The 15,967-nt window shown below is 65.9% G+C and carries 14 protein-coding genes; 8 read left to right on the top strand and 6 right to left on the bottom strand.

All coding sequences use genetic code 11. The annotated features are described in order from the left end of the window. Window positions 1-39: 39 nt before the first annotated feature. The gene (gene cysS / locus SPHI_RS03920) at window positions 40-1,467 is read right to left on the bottom strand and encodes a cysteine--tRNA ligase (protein WP_076743559.1); all 1,428 of its coding nucleotides are present in this window, start codon (window positions 1,465-1,467) and stop codon (window positions 40-42) included. Window positions 1,468-1,659: 192 nt separating this feature from the next. Here cysS and rpsU point away from each other — a divergent pair, with 192 nt between their 5' ends. Both rpsU and SPHI_RS03910 read left to right on the top strand, forming a co-directional pair. Further along, window positions 1,660-1,866, top strand: a complete 207-nt coding sequence (rpsU, locus tag SPHI_RS03915) for a 30S ribosomal protein S21 (RefSeq protein ID WP_022686405.1) — start codon at window positions 1,660-1,662, stop codon at window positions 1,864-1,866. A gap of 82 nt (window positions 1,867-1,948) precedes the next feature. Continuing rightward, window positions 1,949-2,533, top strand: a complete 585-nt coding sequence (locus tag SPHI_RS03910) for an FKBP-type peptidyl-prolyl cis-trans isomerase (protein ID WP_076743558.1) — start codon at window positions 1,949-1,951, stop codon at window positions 2,531-2,533. Window positions 2,534-2,691: 158 nt separating this feature from the next. On the opposite strand, the gene SPHI_RS03905 is transcribed toward SPHI_RS03910, so the two are convergent. Together SPHI_RS03905 and SPHI_RS03900 are read right to left on the bottom strand one after the other, a co-directional pair. Further along, window positions 2,692-2,988, bottom strand: a complete 297-nt coding sequence (locus SPHI_RS03905) for an EthD family reductase (RefSeq protein ID WP_076743557.1) — start codon at window positions 2,986-2,988, stop codon at window positions 2,692-2,694. Between the two features lie 59 nt (window positions 2,989-3,047). Then, window positions 3,048-4,475 (bottom strand): aldehyde dehydrogenase family protein, encoded by a 1,428-nt coding sequence (locus SPHI_RS03900; RefSeq protein ID WP_076743556.1) that lies wholly within the window; start codon window positions 4,473-4,475, stop codon window positions 3,048-3,050. A gap of 216 nt (window positions 4,476-4,691) precedes the next feature. Here SPHI_RS03900 and SPHI_RS03895 point away from each other — a divergent pair, with 216 nt between their 5' ends. Continuing rightward, complete coding sequence (locus SPHI_RS03895) at window positions 4,692-5,627, top strand: right-handed parallel beta-helix repeat-containing protein (protein ID WP_076743555.1); 936 nt, start codon at window positions 4,692-4,694, stop codon at window positions 5,625-5,627. Window positions 5,628-5,796: 169 nt separating this feature from the next. On the opposite strand, the gene SPHI_RS03890 is transcribed toward SPHI_RS03895, so the two are convergent. After that, window positions 5,797-7,464: an alkaline phosphatase family protein gene (locus SPHI_RS03890; protein ID WP_076743554.1), complete on the bottom strand. Its 1,668-nt coding sequence runs from the start codon at window positions 7,462-7,464 to the stop codon at window positions 5,797-5,799. Window positions 7,465-7,510: 46 nt separating this feature from the next. Between SPHI_RS03890 and SPHI_RS03885 the strand changes: the two genes are divergently transcribed. The 5 genes from SPHI_RS03885 (at window position 7,511) to SPHI_RS03865 (ending at window position 13,640) form a co-directional block, all read left to right on the top strand. Continuing rightward, the gene (locus SPHI_RS03885) at window positions 7,511-9,562 is read left to right on the top strand and encodes a protein-disulfide reductase DsbD family protein (protein WP_076743612.1); all 2,052 of its coding nucleotides are present in this window, start codon (window positions 7,511-7,513) and stop codon (window positions 9,560-9,562) included. A gap of 12 nt (window positions 9,563-9,574) precedes the next feature. Then, on the top strand, window positions 9,575-10,177 hold the full coding sequence (locus tag SPHI_RS03880) for a thioredoxin family protein (RefSeq protein WP_076743553.1): 603 nt from the start codon (window positions 9,575-9,577) through the stop codon (window positions 10,175-10,177). Window positions 10,178-10,385: 208 nt separating this feature from the next. Continuing rightward, window positions 10,386-11,861, top strand: a complete 1,476-nt coding sequence (locus tag SPHI_RS03875; RefSeq protein ID WP_076743552.1) for a circularly permuted type 2 ATP-grasp protein — start codon at window positions 10,386-10,388, stop codon at window positions 11,859-11,861. A gap of 46 nt (window positions 11,862-11,907) precedes the next feature. Beyond that, window positions 11,908-12,843, top strand: a complete 936-nt coding sequence (locus tag SPHI_RS03870; RefSeq protein ID WP_076743551.1) for an alpha-E domain-containing protein — start codon at window positions 11,908-11,910, stop codon at window positions 12,841-12,843. Continuing rightward, a complete protein-coding gene (locus SPHI_RS03865) occupies window positions 12,843-13,640 on the top strand; it encodes a transglutaminase family protein (RefSeq protein WP_076743550.1) in 798 nt (265 codons plus the stop codon). Before SPHI_RS03870 ends, SPHI_RS03865 begins: the two co-directional genes overlap by 1 nt. A gap of 131 nt (window positions 13,641-13,771) precedes the next feature. On the opposite strand, the gene SPHI_RS03860 is transcribed toward SPHI_RS03865, so the two are convergent. Then, complete coding sequence (locus SPHI_RS03860) at window positions 13,772-14,533, bottom strand: arginyltransferase (RefSeq protein WP_076743611.1); 762 nt, start codon at window positions 14,531-14,533, stop codon at window positions 13,772-13,774. A gap of 168 nt (window positions 14,534-14,701) precedes the next feature. Further along, window positions 14,702-15,946, bottom strand: coding sequence for a threonine ammonia-lyase (locus tag SPHI_RS03855; protein ID WP_076743549.1), 1,245 nt, complete (start codon window positions 15,944-15,946; stop codon window positions 14,702-14,704). Between the last annotated feature and the right edge of the window lie 21 nt (window positions 15,947-15,967).

Below are 15,967 nucleotides of genomic sequence, written 5' to 3'. Positions count from 1 at the left end.
TAGGGATGTGTCACTCGACAGGGCATCGCGACGACGGCGTCAGATCGTCACGCGCCAATCCCACCCAAGCGGATCACCGTCCATCACCTCCACACCCGCCACCGCCAGCTCATCGCGGATCGCATCCGATGTCGAGAAATCCTTCGCCGCCCGAGCCGCCTGCCGCTCGACCAGCCGAGCCGCGATGCCTGCCTCGTCGATCCCCGCAGACACCGGCCGAACCCGAAGATCCTCCCGCCGCAATCTGTCGAGCGGCAAGCCAAGCACCGTCACGAAGTCGCCCAGCGCGGCCAGTCGATCCGCTGGCGACACCTTCTTGTCCGCCACCAATGCATCAAGCACCGGCAAGGCACGCGGGGTGGCCAGATCGTCAGAAACCGCCGCGTCCAGCTGATCCCGATAGGCCGCAGCCGAGCCTTTGGCCGGTGCATCCACCCGGGCGCGCAAGCCCTCGACCGCTTGAACCAGCCGCTTCAGCCGCACCTGCGCCGCTGCCAAATTCTCCCAGGAGAATTCCAGTTCGCTGCGATAATGCGCCTGAAGGCATAGCATGCGGTAAGACAGCGGGTGAAAGCCCCGGTCGACCAGCGATTGCAGCGTCAGGAACGCGCCCGACGATTTGCTCATCTTTCCCGCGCGTTCGACCAGGAAGTTGTTGTGCATCCAGAACGCCGCGCCGCTGTCGCCGCAGCCGCAATGCGCCTGGTTCTGCGCGATCTCGTTGGGATGGTGAATTTCGCGGTGATCGATCCCGCCCGTGTGGATATCGAACGATTCGCCGAGATACTTCTTGCTCATCACCGAGCATTCGAGATGCCAACCCGGCGCCCCACGGCCCCAGGGTGAATCCCACTCCATCTGTCGATTCTCTTCAGGCGCGGAGGTGCGCCAGATGGCGAAATCCTGCGCATGACGCTTGCCCTCGACCGGATCGATGCGGCTTTCGCCAGTGTCGTCCGCCGACCGCGCGAGCCGCCCGTAATCGGGCACGGTTGTCACGTCGAAGTACAAGCCGCTGTCCAGTCGATAGCAATGCTTCGCCTCGATCGCCTTGGCGAATGCAATCATCTCCGCCACGTGATCGGTCGCGAGAGGTAGGTGCGTCGGCGTGCGGATGTTGAGGTCGGCCAGGTTCTGCTTGAACGCGTCGGTATAATGGCGCGCGATCGCCCAGATATCAGTGCCGGCCCGCTTGGCTGCAGCCTCCATCTTGTCGTCGCCGGCATCCGCGTCGGAGGTCAGGTGTCCGACGTCGGTGATGTTGATGACGTGGGTGAGGTCATGCCCCTTCCACGTCAGTACACGCGACAGCGTATCGGTGAAGACATAGGCGCGCAAATTGCCGACATGGGCATAATTGTAGACGGTCGGTCCGCACGAATAGACGCGCACGCCGCGGGCGGGATCAAGCGGCGCGAAGGGGCGCAGCGAACGCGACAGGCTGTCGTACAGGGTAAGCGTCGTCATTGGCGCTGCTCTAGCGATCCGCTAACTTCCCGCAAAGGGAGCGCTGTGGCGCGATAGCCACAAGTCCGCGGGTTGCGCTGTGATTGGCGCGGTGATAGACGCAGCGGGTTCACGGCGCGGGCTATGCTCGCGGCCGCCGTTTCCGTTTCGCAGAATCGGGCTGTTTTTAGATTTCGGAGAAGTGTCGGTTTTATGCAGATCATCGTTCGCGACAACAACGTCGACCAGGCCCTGCGCGCGCTCAAGAAGAAGCTGCAGCGTGAGGGCGTGTATCGCGAAATGAAGCTGCGCCGGCACTACGAGAAGCCGTCGGAGAAGCGCGCTCGCGAGCGTGCAGCCGCTGTTCGCCGCGCTCGCAAGCTCGATCGCAAGCGGGCGGAGCGCGACGGCGCTCGGTAAGAACCGCGCGATCGTCTCAACTTTCTCAACATTCGCTGTTTCCGGGTGCGGTGATTCGCACCCGGCCTGACCGGGGATCGCCATGTCGACCGTCACCGCCGTTCCGATCGCTCCGGTCAAGCGCAGCTATGTTGTTTGGCTGATCGTCGGCATCATTGCCGCGGTGATGGCCGCTGCGGCGCTGGCGGTACAGGGTGACGATTTCCTGACGCGCAACGCTCGCGCAAAGGGCGTGGTGACGACCGCCTCGGGCCTGCAATATCAGGTGATTGAGCCCGGCTCCGGGCCCAAGCCGACGGACACCGACGTCGCGCTGGTGATGTACGAGGGCAAGCTGCTCGACGGCACCACCTTCGACAAGTCGCAGCAGCCGACGCCGTTCCCGGTGACGGGTGTGGTGCCCGGCTTCTCCGAAGGCCTGAAGCTGATGCCCAAGGGCGCCAAGTACAAGTTCTGGATCAAGCCGGAGCTTGGCTATGGCGCGGAGACCAAGGGCCCGATCCCAGGCAACTCGACCCTCGTCTTCGATGTCGAACTGATCGACTTCCTTCCCGAATCGGTAATCCGCCAGCTCCAGCAGCAGCAGATGGGTGCCGCCGGCGGGATGCCGGGTGCGCCTCTGCCGGGCGCTGGTGCGCCGGGCACGGAAGCGCCGCAGGGCCGCTAAGCCGTTCAAGCGATAGGTGAGAAGCGGGCGCTTCGGCTTTGAGCCCGGGTGAGCTTCGTCGTCATCTGCGACGGTAGTGAAAGGCGTCAGGGTCCGGACCGAGTCCGGGGTGGCCAAAAAGGAAACGCCGTTGCCTGCACAACGGCGCTCCCGTCAGGTCAGAGCGTGCGCCCGACCATGATCGTCGGCGTGATGTCGGTGAAGTTCGGCACATCGGCCTGAAGTTCGCCGATGCGCGAATTGGCCATTGCCTGGCCCATCGCTTCCGGGGAGGCGAAGTGGAAGTGCGCGATCAGCGCGAACGGCGCCGCGCCGCCGCCGGGCGCCTGGCCCTCGATCAGTTCGACTTTTTCCGGATTCCAGATCTCACGCGCCAGCTCGGCATGCTTGGCCTTGTAGTAGCCGGCGTCGAATTTCGCGCCGTCGTGGTTCGGGTACAGCACGCTAACGATCATATTCCCTCTCCCCATAAAAAAACGGGCGCCTCTTGCGGGGCGCCCGTTTGTTGTAGTCGTCAGGCGTTTTCGCCGACGATCGTCTTCACTTCCATGAAGTCGGTCAGGCCCCATTTGCCGCCCTCGCGGCCGTTGCCCGATGACTTGTAACCGCCGAACGGCGTCGCGCCGTTCGGACCCCAGGCGTTGATGGTAACCAGGCCGGCGCGCAACTTGCCGGCGATTTTCGACGCCTCGGCCGGATCGCCCGAGATCGTTGCGGACAGGCCGTACTCGGTGTCGTTAGCCATCTCGACGGCCTGCTCGGTATCGTCATAGGTGGTGATCGTCGCCACCGGCCCGAACGTTTCCTCGCGGTAGATGCGCATCTCCGGCGTCACGTCGGCGAGCACGGTGGGCTTCACGAAATAGCCTGCATTGCGGCCGTCCGGACGCCCGACGCCGCCGGTGACCAGACGCGCGCCCTCGTCGAGGGCGGACTGGATCAGCGTCTGAATCTTCTCGAACTGCGCCTTGTTGACCACCGGGCCGATGTGCGCGCCTTCCTTCTCAGGGCTGTCGACCTGGGTGGCTTCCATGATCGCCTTCACCACCTCCTCAGCCTCGTTGACTTGGCTTTTGTGGACGAGCAGGCGAGTGGGTGCGATGCAGCTCTGGCCGGTATTGGCGATGACGCCGGCGAGTGTCGGCGGCAGCACTTCACCAAGCTTCGCACCTTCGAGCACGACGTTGGGCGCCTTGCCACCCAGTTCCTGGTGGACGCGCTTGACGGTCGCTGCAGCAGCGGTCGCCACGGCGACGCCGGCACGGGTCGAGCCGGTGAAGCTCACCATATCGACGTCCTTGTGGCTCGACAGCGCTGCGCCAACCGTTGGGCCGTCGCCGTTGACGAGGTTGAACACGCCCGCCGGCACGCCCGCGTCATGCAGGATTTCGGCAAAGATCATCGCATTGGTCGGGGCTTCTTCCGACGGCTTCAGGATCATCGTGTTGCCGGCGGCGAGCGCAGGCGCGACCTTGGCGCAGATCTGGTTCAGCGGCCAGTTCCATGGCGTAATCATCGCCACCACGCCGATCGGCTCGTGCACCACGCGCGCGCCCTTGGCGGCCTGTTCGGAAAAGCTGAATTCCTTCAGCGCCGCCAGCGTGCCCATGAAGTGGCCAAGGCCTGCCGGAGCCTGCGCCATGTTCGCAAAGGAGATCGGCGCACCCATTTCGCGGCTTGTGGCGGCGGCGAGATCGGGGATGCGCGCCTTGTAGCCGGCGATGATCCGCTCGAGCAGCGCAATCCGCTCCTCGACGGTGGACTGCGACCAGGTCTTGAACGCCTTCTTGGCGGCGGCCACCGCCTTGTTGACGTCAGCCTCGCTGCCCAGCGTGATCTCGGTGGTGCCCTGTTCGGTGGCCGGATCGATCACCTCGTGGCGTTTGCCGCCGTCGCTTTCGACCCACGCGCCATCGATATAGTGCTTCAGGTAGCTTTGCATTGTGCCTCTCCGCCTCTTGGAATCGACGTTTCGGTACGCTTGTGCGGACCAATTAAGTCAGTTGCAACAGGAAACGAGACCCGCTGCAACCGTGCCGCGACGGGACACAGGCGTGCCTCGTCAACGCGCATGGCACACCGCTGATCGGATTAACCGCGATTGTGGGTTACGGCCCGATCATGCGCGCGCCAGGACAGCCGGCGAAAGGAACCATTTATGCGTTTCGCACCCGTTCTCCTCACTCTTGCGCTCGCGGCACCCGCTGCGAGCCAGCAGCGGGGGGCGCCATTCACCATTGCTGAAACGGGTGAGAGCTACGCCACACTGGAACAGGCGCTAAGTTCGAACCGCGGGCGTGACTTCACGGTGATGATCGCGCCGGGTGTGTATCGCGAATGCGCGGTGCAGCAGGCCGGCCGGGTCACGTTCAAGGCCGTGCAGCCCGGCACGGCGATCTTCGAGGGCGCATGCGAGGGCAAGGCGAGTCTGGTGCTGCGCGGCAATGGCTCGATCGTCGACGGTCTGGTGTTCCGCGGCATCCGCGTGCCTGACGGCAATGGCGCGGGCATCCGCATCGAGATCGGCGACCTCGTCGTGCGCAACGCGATGTTCCTCGACAGCCAGGAGGGGATACTTGGCGGCACGGAGGATCCGGCGAACGTCACGATCGACCGCTCGACCTTTTCGGGCCTCGGCCAATGTCATGAGACGGAGGATTGCGCGCATTCCATTTATCTCGGAAGCACCGGCAGCGTGACGATCACCAACTCGCGGTTCGAGCGCGGGCAGGGCGGACATTACGTCAAGCTGCGCGTGCCCAAGGTGCGTATCACCGACAACAGCTTCGACGACACCGGCGGCAATCGCACCAATTACATGATTGACCTGCCCGAAGGCGGCACCGGCGAAATCGCGCGGAACACCTTCGTTCAGGGCACCCGCAAGGAGAATTGGTCAGGCATGATCGTAGTGGCGGCCGAGCAGCGGAAATACCGTTCCGCGGGGCTCAGCGTCCACGACAATGTCGCGTCACTGGCGCCGGGGCAGGAGAAGAACCCGGCGTTTGTGGCAAATGTCAGCGGAGAGAAGCTGGCGGTGGGCGCGAACAAGCTCGGTGCCGGCGTACGGGCGTATGAGGTGCGGGAGCCCTAGGACCGACAGGAAGGGCGACCGGCTCGTTCCACGCCTTCGTCATCCCGGACTTGATCCGGGATCCAGCCATCCGCAGGCACTGTCGTTCGCCAATCGGAACCAGCGCTCGCGGCACCGTGGATCCCGGATCAAGCCTGGGATGACGATGAAGGTCGGCCGTTGCCCTGCCTCAGCGGCAGGTGTCGCCGGGGCCGCTGTCGAGATCGAGGCAACGCCCGTCCAGTCCCCTCACGGGCAGGCTGATCGTTGCGGCCAGTGTCGGCACGATGTCCACCGTTTCCACCGATTGCGGCTGTTCGAAACCGGCCATGTCCTTGCGCCAGAACAGGATCGGCACGCGGCGATCGTAATCCCACGGGCTACCATGCGTCGCGACATAGCCTGGTCCCGGTGTTGGGATGCCCGTCACGCGCGGGTTGAGCAGGATCAGGATGTCCCCCGATCGCGCCGGATCGTAGGAGGCGTGCGCGCGCTGCGCGAGCGTCCAGGTCTCGGGCGGCGTCGTCGGAATAGTAGCGGCAGCGATCTCCTCCCGCGTGAACGCGGCGGCGACTTGCGGATGCGCGCGCAGCCGCTTGGCGGCTTCGGCGATCACTGCCTGCTCGCGGTTCGCCGGCACCGAATCGGCGACATAGACGTCGCCTTCCGAACCGAGCAGCACCGGCCCGGCAATGCCGAGCTGCTTGCCGATCGCCTCGCCGATCGCTTTCACCGATACGTCGGTGGTGACGCGCGCTTCCATCGGCATCGCGCGCTGCTGCTGCCGCTCGGCCACGTCGTGCCCGCCATGATCGGCGGTCAGCACGACTTCATAATCGAGGCCCCAGCTGTCGAGCGCGGCGAAGAAGCCGCCCAGCGTCTTGTCGAGCTCGGCCATTTGCAGGCATGTCTCGCCGCCGCCGGGACCGTAGGCATGGCCGATGTAATCGGTGGCCGAGGCGCCAATCGAGATGATGTCCGGCGCGCTGCCCTGGCCCAGCTTCATGTCCTGAATCAGTCCGGCGGCGATTGCGAACACCGCGCCGTCGAGCGCGGGCGAGGCGCGGAACGCGCGCGTGTCACCCGCGGCGCGGGCAAAGCGGGTGTTACCGATCGTCTGGTTGCCGACTTGGATCGGCTGCATCAGCGGGCGGCAGAAGGACGGCACCGGCAGCGGCTCCTGCGGCTGCGCGATCAGCTTGGCGACAGCGTCGCGCCCGCGCTGCACTGCCGGAGGAACGCGACGGCCGTCATAGGAGATGAAATCCTTGCCGCCCCAGAACCACAGTTCGTCCACCTTGTGGCCGCCCATCATGATCGCCGCGCGATCCTTTCCGGCAACGGAGACGACGCGGCTGGCGGGGTTCGCCGCCTTCATCATCTCGCCAAGCGTCGGCACCTTGAGGTGCAGGTCGGCGGGCTTGTAATTGTTGTGATCGGTGCCCGGCACGCTCTCGTTCTCGGCGCAATAGACTTCCTTGTCCTCGCGCGGCGCCTTCTGATTGATCCAGTTGTTGGCGACGATGCCGGTATGGTTCGGGCGCATGCCGGTGAGGATCGTCGAGTGGCCGGGGCAGGTCTCGGTCGCGGCGTGGCTCTGATAGCCCGAGGGGAACACCGCACCTTGCAGCAGGCGCGCGAAGCCATCCGTGAAACGGTTGCGATATTGCGCGAACAGGTCCGCGGAGAATTGGTCGACTGAGATTGCCACAATCAGCTTGGGCGGGGTGCGCGGGGTCCCTAGCGTCGGAGGCGCGGCTGGCTGTGCCGACTCGAGCGCCGCCTCCTGAGCAGCGGCGGCTCCGGCAGTGAGCGGAAGCGCGATGGAAGCGAGGAGGGCGGCGGCAAAAGCTTTCATGACGGACCTTGATGCAAATCGGCAGCGCGCGCGGTATGTGCGTGCCATGACGGCTAGGCAAGCATGGCTATCGGCGTTCTTTTTCGCGGTGATGACGCTGTTTGGGCCGTTCGCGACGGCGCAAAGCAGTGCGGCGCAGGCGCCGCATGTTGCGATCACTTTGGTGCCCGAAACGGCGCGACCCGCGGCAGGCAGCACGGTCACGCTGGCGTTCGACTCGCGGCCGGAGCCGGAATGGCACGGTTATTGGCAGAACCCGGGTGACGCTGGGATCGAGACCCGGCTGAAATGGGCGCTGCCGGATGGCGTTGCCGCCGGCAGCTTGCGCTATCCGGTGCCCGAGCGGCTGATCGTCGGCGGGCTGATGAACTATGTCTATGAGGCGCCGTTCGCGCAGCTGGTCGATCTGCAGATCCCGACCGGCGTGGCGCCCGGCACGCGGCTGCCGGTGAGCGTAAAGGCCGATTACCTCGTCTGCACCAAGGAGATCTGCGTTCCGGAAACGCAGACCCTCTCTACGGTGCTGACGGTCGGGGACGGCGCGATCGATGCCGCGACGCGGGCGCGGTTCGACGGCTGGCGGCAGAAGCTGCCGCGCCCGCTGGGATCGCCGGCGACGTGGCAGGCGAGAGACGGCGCGTTCCGGCTCGCCATTCCGTTCCCCGGAAGCGCACCGGCAGGCGACCTGTATTTCTACCCGCTAGCTGGAGGCGCGATCGATTATGCCGCGCCGCAGACGGTCGCGCGCGACGGCGACCGGATCGTGCTGAGCACAAAGGCCGCCGCCACGCCGGCGAGCGGGCAGATCGAAGGCGTGCTCGCCACCGGAGCGGGGCAGGGCTTTGCCATCACCGCCGCGCCGGGCAGCGTTGCGGCGATCGTCCCGGCGGAGACGGGGGTGACGGCGAGTGCGGCATTGCTGGCTTTCGCCGGGGCATTGATCGGCGGGCTGCTGCTCAACATCATGCCCTGCGTCTTTCCGATCCTGAGCCTCAAGGCGCTTAGCCTCGCCAAGTCAGGCGAGACGGAGGGAGCGGCGCGACGCGAGGCCCTGGCCTACACCGCCGGCGTGGTGCTGGTCTGCCTGGCGCTTGGCGGGACGTTGCTCGCTTTGCGCGCCGGCGGGGCGAGTGTGGGCTGGGCGTTCCAGTTGCAGGATCCGCGCGTAATCGGCGTGCTGCTGCTGCTGACGATGGGGATCGCATTTAACCTCACGGGTCTCTTCGAGCTGCCGACGCCGCGTTTCGCCGGGCGCAGTGGAGCTGGCGGCGCATTCATGACCGGCGCGCTTGCCGCCTTTGTGGCGACGCCGTGCACCGGGCCGTTCATGGGCGCGGCGCTCGGCGCGGCACTGGTCCTGCCGCCGCTGATTGCGATGCTGGTGTTCGTCGGGCTGGGGCTCGGCATCGCCTTGCCGTTCCTGGCGATCGGCTTCGTGCCGGCGCTGCGGCGGCGCTTGCCCAAGCCGGGGGCCTGGATGGGGCGGCTGCGGCGCACCCTGTCGGTCCCGATGTTCGTGACCGCCCTGGCGCTCGCCTGGGTGCTCGGGCGGCAGGCGGGGGTGAATGGCATGTCAATCGGGCTCGCTGCGGCGCTGCTCGCCGGCGTCGGCCTTTGGTGGACGGGGCGGCGGCAGCATGGTGGCGGCGAGCGGGCCTGGTGGCCCGCGGTGCCGGCGATCGCGCTGGCGCTGCTCGCGGTGGCGCTGGTCAAGCCGCAAGCGATCGCGGCCGCGGGCGCAGAGGGCATCGCCGGGGCGGAGCCGTTCAGCGAGCAGCGGCTCGCTGCCTTGCGGGCCGAAGGGCGGCCGGTGTTTGCTTATTTCACCGCCGATTGGTGCCTGACGTGCAAGGTCAACGAGCGCGCCGTTCTCGATACCGATGCGACGCGTCAGACATTCGCGAACAGGAATGCCGCGGTGCTGGTGGGCGACTGGACCGATGGGGATCCGGCGCTCGGCCGCTTCATCGAGGCGCATAATCGCGCGGGCGTGCCGTTGTACCTTTGGTATGCCAAGGGCGCGGCGCAGGCGCAGGTCTTGCCGCAAATGCTCACCACACGCATGTTGAAGGAGTTGCCGGGGGGCGAGACGCGCTGAAGGAGAGAGCCGATGCGTTTGCTTGTTTCAATTGCCATCGCGGCCTTGGCAGCCACGCCCATCGCGGCACAGCAGGTGACGGGCCGACCAGCCGGCAACTTTCGCCTGATGGACGCTGACGGCAGGGCCGTGACGCTGGGCCAGTTCAAGGGGCGCCCGGTGGTGCTCGAGTGGAACAACCCCGGCTGCCCCTTCGTGCAGAAGCATTATGCCAGCGGCAACATGCAGGCCACGCAGGCGAAAGCCAGGGCGATGGGCGCCGCGTGGCTGACGATCAACTCGGCCGCGCCCGGCAAGCAGGGTTATATGACGGGCGCGCAGGCCAAGGCGCTGATAGCGAAGGAGAAGGCGCAGCCGACCGCCTATCTGCTCGATCCGCAGGGCCGCGTTGGCAAGGGCTATGGCGCCAAGACCACGCCGCACATGTATCTGATCGATGCGTCGGGAACGCTCGTTTACCAGGGTGGCATCGACGACAAGCCGACGGCCGACAAGGGCGATATCGCGGGCGCACGCAATCACCTGTTGGCCGCGCTGGACGAGGTAAAGGCGGGCAAGAAGGTCTCGGTGCCAGAGGCGCGACCTTATGGTTGCTCGGTGAAATACGCGGGTTAGGTTCGCGTCAGTAGTGCCAAACCATCCCCGTTCGCCTTGAGCTTGTCGATGGGCGTGTCACAGGCGCCGTCGTTCTAGGCACGTGCTTCGACAAGCCAGCACGAACGGAAGAGGAGGGTCGCGGGCCCGGATAAGTCCTTCGTCTTGTGCACCGCTAACATTCTTGTGCACCATGCACCCGAAATGATGTTGAGGCGTTGAATGCCGCATGGGGATAGCTGCGTTCGACGAAATCATGGGCAACGGCAGCGCGGCGCGCCCGGAACTGGCTGACCTCGCCCGGTGGCTTGCCGATACGCCTGCCGATGAACTCCGCCGACGCCAGGAAGCCGCGGAGACCACCTTCCGTCAGCTCGGCATCACCTTTGCCGTTTATGGCAACAATGATGCCAGCGAGCGGATCATCCCGTTTGACATCGTGCCGCGCGTGTTCCTCGCGGACGAGTGGGCGCGCTTATCCGAAGGGCTGGTGCAGCGGGTCGAGGCAATCAATTGCTTCCTCGACGACATTTACGGCGAGCAGGAGATCCTGAAGGCCGGCGTGCTGCCGGAGGATCTGATCTTTCTCAATCCGCAGTTCCGCCCCGAGATCGTCGGCATCCGCCCACCGCATGGGGTCTGGGCGCACATCTGCGGCATCGATCTGGTCCGCACCGGGCCTGACGAATTCTTTGTGCTGGAGGATAATGCTCGCACGCCGTCGGGCGTCAGCTACATGCTGGAGAACCGTGAGGCGATGGTGCGGCTGTGCCCCGAATTGTTCGGGCAGTTCCGCGTGGCGGCGGTGGACAGTTACCCTGATCGGCTGCTGGAAACGATGCGGTCGGTTGCCCCGCGTGGCTGCGCGCAGAACCCGACGTGCGTGGTGCTGACCCCGGGCCATTTCAACTCGGCCTATTACGAGCACAGCTTTCTGGCCGATTCGATGGGTATCGAACTGGTTGAGGCGGCGGATCTCGTGGTGGACGATGATGTGGTGTACATGCGCACCATCGGCGGCCGGGTGAAGATCGACGTGATCTACCGCCGGGTGGATGACGATTTCCTCGACCCCATCGTATTCCGTCCCGATTCGATGCTTGGCGTCCCCGGCCTGATCGCTGCCTATGCCGCGGGCAACGTTGCGATCATCAACGCGCCGGGCAATGGCATTGCCGACGACAAGGCGATCTACAGCTACATGCCTGAGATCGTCCGCTTCTATTCGGGCAAGGACGCCAAGCTGCCCAATGTCGAGACGTTCCGCTGCCGTGAGCCAGAGGCACTGCGGTACACGCTCGATCACTTGGACGAACTGGTGGTGAAGCTGGTTGATGGGTCGGGCGGCTACGGGATGCTCGTCGGCCCCACTGCCTCGAAGGAAGAGATCGCCACGTTCCGCGCCGTCCTGATGGCGGAGCCGCACCGCTATATCGCGCAGCCGACGCTGGCGCTGTCGACGGTGCCGACGTTGGTCGAGGCCGGCGTGGCCCCGCGCCATGTGGATTTCCGTCCGTTCGTGCTGAGCGGGTCCAAGGGCGTCCAGGTGGTGCCGGGTGGCCTTACCCGCGTGGCGCTTCGCGAAGGGTCGCTGGTGGTCAATTCATCGCAGGGCGGCGGCACCAAGGATAGCTTCGTCTTGCTCGGTGGCGGCAAGCGGCAATCGCAGGTGATGGGCAGCATGACGCAGGAGCAGAGCCTGTGATCGGGGCTCGCCCTGTAATCCTCCCCGGCACGCGGAGGGGTGCGTAATGCTGAGCCGCACTGCATCGTCGCTCTACTGGCTCGGCCGCTACATCGAGCGCGCCGATTTCATCGCTCGCCTGGTGGAGGCGACGATCCGCCTCGACGTCCTTTCGGCCCGCCCGGCCGGCGAAGCGGCTTGGGCTTCCGCACTGGCCGTCACCGATACCGAGGCGCCGTTCAAGGCGACTGGCGACAGCCTGACGCGCGAGGCGGTGTCCCGCTTCCTCACCAGCGACGCCGCCCATCCCGGCTCGATCGCGCGCTGCCTCGACATGGCGCGGATGAACGCCAAGGCGGTGCGCACCGCGCTCACTCGTGAGGCTTGGTCGGCGATCAACGGAGCGTGGCTGGTGTTCGACAAGCGTGTCAGCCGCCTGGATCCCGATCGGACCTTGGCGCTGGTCGATGCGGTAAAGGCCGAGACACGCGGGTTTGAGGGCGCGCTGCACCGCATGCTGCGCAACCAGACGACGCTTTTCATCCGCCTGGGGCAAGCCACCGAGCGGGTCGACAACACGGCCCGGCTGCTCGACGTCAAATATCACATCCTCTTGCCGGAGGGCGAGCAGGTCGGCGGCACGGTGGATCGCGACCAGTGGACGACCATCCTTCAGACGGTGTCCGCGGCGACCGCCTATCGCTGGCTCTACAACGAGGGTCTGGTAACCGCGAACGTCATCGATCTTTTGCTCTCGCGTGCCGAGCTGCCGCGCAGCATCGCCGGCGCGATCGAGGAAGTCACCGATGTGCTGACTCAGCTCGCCCGCCGCACCGGCACCAATGGGGAGGCCGATCGCATGGCACGCTCCCGGCACGCGCGGGTCAGCAAGACTCGCACGGCAGAGGTGATCCTGTCCGGCCTGCACCAGCACCTTCAGGCGCTGATCGCCGAAAATGACCTGCTCCACGCGGCGATCGGCCGCCAATTCAAGTTTCACTGATGCGCCTGACCATCGAACATCGCACCCTCTATGCCTTCACCGCGCCGCAAGGGAGGGTCGTGCAGTTGCTGCGCATGACGCCGGGCGACACGCACGACCAGACCGTTGCTGCCTGGCATGTGGAAGTCGATTGCGATGCCCGCATGACCGACCATCGCGATGGCTTCGGCAACGCGACCACGATGCTCTATTGCGAAGGGCCGATCGCCCGCCTCGAATTGTCGGTGACGGGCGAGGTGGTGACGAGCAGCTCGGGCGGGGTGCTCCATGGCACCAACGAAACGCTGCCGCCGCGCTTCTTCCTGCGCACGACGCCCGCCACCGCAGCGGATGCAGAGATCGGCGCCTTCGCCAAAGGGGCGGCGACCGGAAACGACATACCCGCGCTGCACGGCTTGAATCGCGAGATCCGGCAGAGGTTCAAGGACGATTGTGGCCGCCCCGCGCCGGGGCTAACCGCGGCCGAAGCATTCGGGCGCGAGGCGCTGACCGCGCGCGACATGGCGCAGGTCTTCATCGCCGCCGCCAGCGCGATCGGTGTGCCGGCGCGCTATGTCTGGGGCTATTGCGACCTCGCCGGCGATCACCGCCCGACGCCGCACGGCTGGGCCGAGGCGTGGGTGGCCGGGCTCGGCTGGATCGGGTTCGATCCCTGGCTCGGCCAATCGCCCGAAGAGCATCACGTGCGCGTTGCAGTGGCACTGGACGCCGCTGGCGCGGCCCCGGTCGCGGGCTCGCGGCTGGGCGAAGGACGCGAGCGGCTCGAGGTGGACGTGACGGTGCAGGGCGAGGCGTAAACTTCTCGTTCCGGGAAGGGCGTGCCTGAGGCGCGCCATTCCACAAGCTTCGGACAAACAGGTAGAGGGTAGCCCGCGCTGGCGCGTGAAAGTGGCTCTCGAATATCCCGCTTCGTCATGCCGGAGCCCGGCTACGCTAGCTCCGGCAGCGCCGCATCCGCCTCGTCCATCAGCGCCCAGCCCTTGGGTCCGAGCATCTCGAGCGGACGGTAGCGCGTCTTGTACGCCATCCGCGCCGCGCCCTTCACCCAATAGCCGAGGTAGACATACGGTAGCCCCGCCGCCCGTGCGCGAAGGATGTGATCGAGGATGATGAGATTGCCTAGCCCAGCCCGCGCATCTTCTGCCGCGTCGAAAAAGCTGTAGATCATCGACAACCCGTCCGCTTGCTGATCGGTCAGGCATGCCGCAACCAGCTTGCCCGGCCGGCCCTCCACTGTCGGCTCACGATATTCCACCACCACCGAATTAACGGGCGAATGCTCGACCATGTCGGCATAATCCTGCTCGTCCATCCCCGCCATGCCGCCGCTCGGGTGGCGGTGCGAGAGGTAACGGCTCAGAAGCTGGAACTGCTCGTCGGTCGCCCAGGGGCGGCATGCGGTGACTTCGAGATCGTCGTTCCGGCGGACCAGCTTGCGCTGCGTGGCATTGGCCTCGAACTCATGCGCCACCACTCGTACCGAGACGCAAGCCGTGCAGCCGACGCACGAGGGGCGATAGGCGACCGATTGGCTGCGCCGGAATCCTATGCGCCCAAGCGCGTCGTTCAACTCGCCGGCGTGGGGGCCGTTAAGCTCGGTGAATACCTTCCGCTCCTGCCGCCCGGGGATGTACGGACAGGGGGCGGGGCTGGTCACGAAGAAACGCGGAAAACGAAAAGGCGCAGTCACCGCGGGCACATCCCCTGTCCGACGCGAAAGGTTCGTCGCGTCCGCCGTGGATATGAATGCCTGCGATTTGACTGAAAAGCCGCATTAACAGGTTTTAACGAAATCACGCATCGCCAAACCCTGTCGCGGCGCCGACCTGCCCCATATCGGGGCAGGTCGGACCGCTGGTTACGCCAGCTCGATCAGCTTCACTTCATAGCCAGCGGTGTCGAGCGCAGCGAGCAGCCGGTCGAGATGCGCGCGATCACGCGTCTCGCACTCAACGTCCAGGCTGAGCCCCTTCGCCGGCAGGTTGGTGAAGATGCGCTGGTGCGCCAGCTCCAGGATGTTGACGCGCTCCTGATCGAAGATCCGCGCGACATTGTAGAGCGCGCCGGGCTGGTCGCGCAGCTGGATGCGCAGCCGCGCCAGCCGCCCCGAACGCGCGAGATCGCGCAACAGGACGTTGGCGAGCAGCCGCGTGTCAATATTTCCGCCGCACAGCACGATGCCCACCGTCTTGCCCGCGAACCGTTCCTTGTTGGCGAGCACCGCGGCAAGCCCGGCCGCACCGGCGCCTTCCACCACCGTTTTTTCGATCTGGAGCAGCAGGCTGACGGATTCTTCCAGGCTGCGTTCGGACACCAGCACGATGTCATCGACCAAGGCCTCCACCATCTGCGCGGTAAGGCCGCCCGGCTGCTTCACCGCAATGCCCTCGGCCAACGTATCGCCGGCGCAGGGCAGGTCGGTGTGACGCAGCTTGTTGTACATCGAAGGGAACAGCTCAGCCTGCACGCCGATCACTTCGATCGGGTGATCGGCGGCGCGCGCCACCGTCGCCATGCCGGAAATCAGCCCGCCGCCACCGATCGGCACGACCAGGGCGTCCAGCGCCGGCACTTCGGCCAGCATCTCGATCGCCACCGTGCCCTGGCCGGCGATCACGCGCGCATCGTCGAACGGGTGGACGAAGGTGTAGCCACGTTCGACTTCCAGCTCGCGGGCGTGGGCATAGGCTTCGTCGAAGGTGCTGCCGTGAAGCACCACGGTGGCACCGTGGCCCTCCGTCTGCACCACCTTCACCGTCGGCGTGTTGGTCGGCATCACGATCGTGGACGGCACGCCCAGCCGGTTGGCGTGATAGGACAGCCCCTGCGCATGGTTCCCCGCCGACGCCGCGATCACGCCGCGCGCCTTCGCTTCCTCGTCGAGCAGCAGCAACGTGTTGAGCGCACCCCGCTCCTTATAGGCGGCGGTGAACTGAAGGTTCTCGAACTTCAGATAGATGGTCGCGCCGGTCAGCGCCGACAGCGTCTTGCTGACCAGAGTGGGCGTGCGGACGATGGAGTCGCGAATGCGGGCGTGCGCGGCACGGACGTCCGCAATGCTGACGGGAAGGGTGTCGGTCGTCGATTGTGCCGCAGTCGCCATCTTGGTGAATTCCTTCCCGCT

The organism is Sphingomonas jeddahensis (genome assembly GCF_001981525.1).
Lineage (GTDB): Bacteria > Pseudomonadota > Alphaproteobacteria > Sphingomonadales > Sphingomonadaceae > Sphingomonas > Sphingomonas jeddahensis.
This window is presented reverse-complemented; position numbering and strand designations above follow the sequence as displayed.

Coding starts and splice junctions, on each gene's coding strand:
- SPHI_RS03870 (WP_076743551.1), top strand. CDS start 11,908: ATGCTGAGCCGCACTGCATCGTCGCTCTACTGGCTCGGCCGCTACATC.
- rpsU (WP_022686405.1), top strand. CDS start 1,660: ATGCAGATCATCGTTCGCGACAACAACGTCGACCAGGCCCTGCGCGCG.
- SPHI_RS03885 (WP_076743612.1), top strand. CDS start 7,511: ATGACGGCTAGGCAAGCATGGCTATCGGCGTTCTTTTTCGCGGTGATG.
- SPHI_RS03910 (WP_076743558.1), top strand. CDS start 1,949: ATGTCGACCGTCACCGCCGTTCCGATCGCTCCGGTCAAGCGCAGCTAT.
- SPHI_RS03905 (WP_076743557.1), bottom strand. CDS start 2,988: ATGATCGTTAGCGTGCTGTACCCGAACCACGACGGCGCGAAATTCGAC.
- SPHI_RS03890 (WP_076743554.1), bottom strand. CDS start 7,464: ATGAAAGCTTTTGCCGCCGCCCTCCTCGCTTCCATCGCGCTTCCGCTC.
- SPHI_RS03900 (WP_076743556.1), bottom strand. CDS start 4,475: ATGCAAAGCTACCTGAAGCACTATATCGATGGCGCGTGGGTCGAAAGC.
- SPHI_RS03880 (WP_076743553.1), top strand. CDS start 9,575: ATGCGTTTGCTTGTTTCAATTGCCATCGCGGCCTTGGCAGCCACGCCC.
- SPHI_RS03895 (WP_076743555.1), top strand. CDS start 4,692: ATGCGTTTCGCACCCGTTCTCCTCACTCTTGCGCTCGCGGCACCCGCT.
- SPHI_RS03875 (WP_076743552.1), top strand. CDS start 10,386: ATGGGGATAGCTGCGTTCGACGAAATCATGGGCAACGGCAGCGCGGCG.
- SPHI_RS03855 (WP_076743549.1), bottom strand. CDS start 15,946: ATGGCGACTGCGGCACAATCGACGACCGACACCCTTCCCGTCAGCATT.
- SPHI_RS03865 (WP_076743550.1), top strand. CDS start 12,843: ATGCGCCTGACCATCGAACATCGCACCCTCTATGCCTTCACCGCGCCG.
- cysS (WP_076743559.1), bottom strand. CDS start 1,467: ATGACGACGCTTACCCTGTACGACAGCCTGTCGCGTTCGCTGCGCCCC.